Origin of the sequence: Nocardioides sp. (genome assembly GCF_025964975.1) — a bacterium.
In the GTDB taxonomy this organism is placed as follows: Bacteria; Actinomycetota; Actinomycetes; order Propionibacteriales; family Nocardioidaceae; genus Nocardioides.
Genome location: NZ_JAOPXV010000160.1, coordinates 1 through 3,503 on the forward strand (window position 1 = coordinate 1; position 3,503 = coordinate 3,503).

The 3,503-nt window shown below is 70.1% G+C and carries 4 protein-coding genes; 1 reads left to right on the top strand and 3 read right to left on the bottom strand.

Going from position 1 to position 3,503, the window contains the following annotated elements:
• From JWN68_RS12280 to JWN68_RS12290, 3 genes are all read right to left on the bottom strand, one after another.
• Positions 1–378 (bottom strand): hypothetical protein (locus JWN68_RS12280; protein ID WP_297739194.1); only part of this gene is annotated, 378 nt, incomplete at its 3' end.
• Between the two features lie 44 nt (positions 379–422).
• On the bottom strand, positions 423–1,274 hold the full coding sequence (locus tag JWN68_RS12285) for a glycerophosphodiester phosphodiesterase family protein (protein ID WP_297739198.1): 852 nt from the start codon (positions 1,272–1,274) through the stop codon (positions 423–425).
• The gene (locus JWN68_RS12290; protein WP_297739201.1) at positions 1,271–3,136 is read right to left on the bottom strand and encodes an AMP-dependent synthetase/ligase; all 1,866 of its coding nucleotides are present in this window, start codon (positions 3,134–3,136) and stop codon (positions 1,271–1,273) included. Before JWN68_RS12290 ends, JWN68_RS12285 begins: the two co-directional genes overlap by 4 nt.
• 140 nt (positions 3,137–3,276) lie before the next feature.
• On the opposite strand from JWN68_RS12290, the gene JWN68_RS12295 reads away from it, so the two are divergent.
• Positions 3,277–3,503: hypothetical protein (locus JWN68_RS12295; protein ID WP_297739205.1), on the top strand; the 227-nt coding region annotated here is incomplete at its 3' end.

Genomic DNA, 3,503 nt, shown 5'->3' on the forward strand with positions numbered 1-3,503 from the left:
CACCGCCTCGCCCCCGGCGGACACGGCCATCCCTCCGCTGCGCCACGTCCGGCGACCGGGGGTGCCGTCCGAGCCGATCCACCTGAGCTCGGAGCCGTGCTGGACGACGTAGCCCGACCCCATGGGGGCAAAGGTCATCGGACCGTCGGCGGGCGCGGGTGTGTCTGCGGTGAGGCCGTGGATCGTCATCACGCTCCTGCTGGTGCGCTCCGCCCACGCGACCTGCGGGCGTGCTCCGGCGTCGAGGTCCGAGACGTCGAGCACCTGGCGAGGGACGGCCTCGTCGACGGAGACAGCGACCGGTCCGGCCTGGACCGGCTGCGCGAGCAGCGCGAGGGTGAGTGGGGCAACGGCGAGGGCGGCCACGATTCGCACCATGTGCACGATGACACCACGTTTCCTTCCGTGTCGCACGCACCACTTCACCGCGGCGGATACGCCGCCGGCAGAGGCAGGCCGTGAGCCGCCAGCACGGCCCGGAGCCGCTCCGGGTGGTTGGTGATCAGTCCGTCGACGCCGAGCCCCAGCAGGGCTGCCATCGTCGGCGGGTCGTCGACGACGTACGGGATGACCGCGAGTCCTGCGGCGTGGGCCTCGTCGACGAGCTCGGCGGTGACGAACGGGACATACGCCGGGTCGCCCACGCCGCTGCGGAACGGACTGCCGTGGATGGGAGACAGTGCGTCGAAGCGCTCGGCCGCGGCCGCCTCGACGAGACCGTGGGCGAAGTCGTCGATGTCGAGGCCACCCAGCCAGGGTGACCGTCCCTCCTCGCCGGGCTGGAGGTACTTGTCGCTGGCCAGCACGTTGAGCCGCAGGCCCGGCTCGACCCCTCGGACCAGCCGGAGCACCTCCCAGTCGAAGCACTGCACGCTGGCCCGGTCGACGAGGCGGTCGATCCGGATGGCCTCGATGGCGACGGCCACGAAGTCGGCACGGGTGGTCAGTTCGGTGGTCGACCCGGTGGACAGCAGAGCGTCGTACTTGATCTCGAGGTTCAGCCTGACGTCGTGCGCGTCCCGGGAGTGCAGGAGGGCAGCGACGTCGCGCAGCAGCGGCATCGTGGGCGGCAGGTCGCTGCGGGTCAGCTGGCGGATGAGCCGCGCGTCGGCGAGGGCGGGGTCGTGGCTGACCACCACGTCGTCCTCGGCGGTGAGGTGGACGTCGAGCTCCAGGGTGGAGACGCCCAGGGTCAGGGCAGCGCCGAAGGCCGCGAGGGTGTTCTCCGGATGCAGCCCGGCGCCGCCGCGGTGCGCCTGGAGGTCGAACCTCACGCGTCCGTGGTGTAGAGGGCGGTCACGACGTCGGCGTACTTCTCGTTGACGACGCGGCGCTTGAGCTTGAGGGTCGGCGTCAGCTCGTCGGACTCGGCCGTCCACTCCTGCGAGAGCAGCTCCCACGACTTGACCTGCTCGGGGCGCGACAGACGGGCGTTGGCCTTGTCGACCGCGTCCTGGGCCATGGCGCGGATCTCCGGCTTCTGCGAGAGGTCGGCCAGGTCGGTGAACTCGATGCCCATCGACTGTGCCACCGCCGGAGCCACCTCCCCGTCGAGGGTGAGGATCGCGACGACATAGGCCTGGTTGTCGCCGATGGCCATCGCGTGGCCGACGATCGGGGACTCCTTGAGGTAGTTCTCGATGTTGGACGGGGCGATGTTCTTGCCCGCGCTGGTGATGATGAGCTCCTTCTTGCGGTCGACGATCGCGAAGAAGCCGTCCTCGTCCAGGGTGCCGATGTCGCCGGTGTGGACCCAGCCGTCGGCATCGATGAGGTTGCGCGTGGCCTGCTCCTGGCGGTGGTAGCCGGGTGTCACCACCGGCCCACGCACGAGCACCTCGTTGTCCTCGCCGAGCTTGACCTCCATGCCCGGCGTGGCACGCCCGACGGTACCGAGACGGAAGCCGCTCGGGCCGTTGGCGGTGACCGCACCGCAGGTCTCGGTCATGCCGTAGACGTCGAACACCTTGAGGCCGAGGCCCGCCATGAACTTGGCGACCTCGAGCGGCATCGGCGCGGCCGCCGAACCCGCCCAGGTGACCTGGTCCAGCCCCAGGAGCAGCTTGAGGAACCCCAGGATCGCGTCGTCCGCCTGCTTGTACGCCGCCTCGATCTCGGGCGTCATCTCCCCGCCGACCTCCTGGGCCTGCACCCAGGCGAGCCCGGCAGCCATGGAGTCCTGGACCATCTTCACGTTGTCCGGGTTGGGGTCGGCGGCGAGCTTGGCCGAGATCCCGGTCTTGATCTTCTCCCACACCCGCGGGACGCCGAAGAACGCCGTCGGGTGGACCTCACCGAGGGTGGCGAGCAGGTCGGCGGGATCGCCGATGCAGTAGGAGTGGCTGCCCACGACCTGCGGCCCGTAGAGGCTCAGGACGCGCTCGGCGATGTGGGCGAGCGGGAGGTAGGAGACCTGGCGCAGGCCGGGCTCGAGCCCGGCCGCCTCCAGCGTGGAGAGTGCCTCGTAGATGACGTTGTGGTGCGTCAGCACCACACCCTTCGGGTTGCCCGTCGTGCCGGACGTGTAGAGGATCGTGGCGGGAGCATCGGGGTGAAGGGCCTGCTGCCGGTCGTCGAGGTCGCCCCGATGGGCGGCGCGGTAGTCCCGGCCGCTCGCGACGAACGTCTCCCAGTCGACGTACTCGTCGCCCTCGGGCATCGCGAGCGCGTCGATCACGACGACCTTGCCCACCCCGGACATGGCCCGGGTCCAGCGTTGCAGGTGGTCGTTGGTCTCGACGATGACGACCTTGGGCTGCGACTCCGCGGCGATGAAGGCCACCTGGTCGGGGGAGAGGGTGTTGTAGATCGACATCGGTGTCGCGGCCGCGTGCACGGCGCCCATGTCGGCCGCCATGTGCTCGATGCGGTTGGTGGCCATGACGGCCACGGTGTCGCCGACCCCCACGCCGTTCTGCACCAGCGCGGCGGCGACGTCCAGGCCCAGCTCGCGGACCCCGCTCCAGGTCAGGGTGCGCCAACCGTCCTCACCGGCCTGGCCGATCTCCCCGTGCTTGTCGCTGTAGGCCGGCTCGTCGGCGAACTCCGCGGCGGTCTCGGCCAGGCAGTCGATCAGCGTCCGCCCGCCGACGAGCTCCTCGATCCGGGTGCGGTGGGCCAGGACGTCCTCGGTCATCTCGTGCTCCCTCGACGGTTCCAACATGCTCGGCGGTCCTGATCCTCGTGCACGTGGTGGTGCGGTGGCTAGGGGTGCCGTCTCGTAGGCTCAGGAGCCAGGAGCAGCACCGCGAACACGACAGAGACGACGACCTTGACATGGTGGCGAGCCGATCAGCGCGCGAGCGGAAGGCTGCTGTCGAGGCGGGGCCACTGGCGACGGTGACGATCGACCTCGACGAGCAGAAGCAGTTCGTCTACAAGGTCGCCTGCACCCGTTGCCGGGCCAAGGGCCACCGCAAGTGGTCCGCCTACCGGCCCGGCGGTGACAACGGCTACATGGCGGCGATGGACCGCTGGATCTTCCACCTCGTCGAGAAGCACCC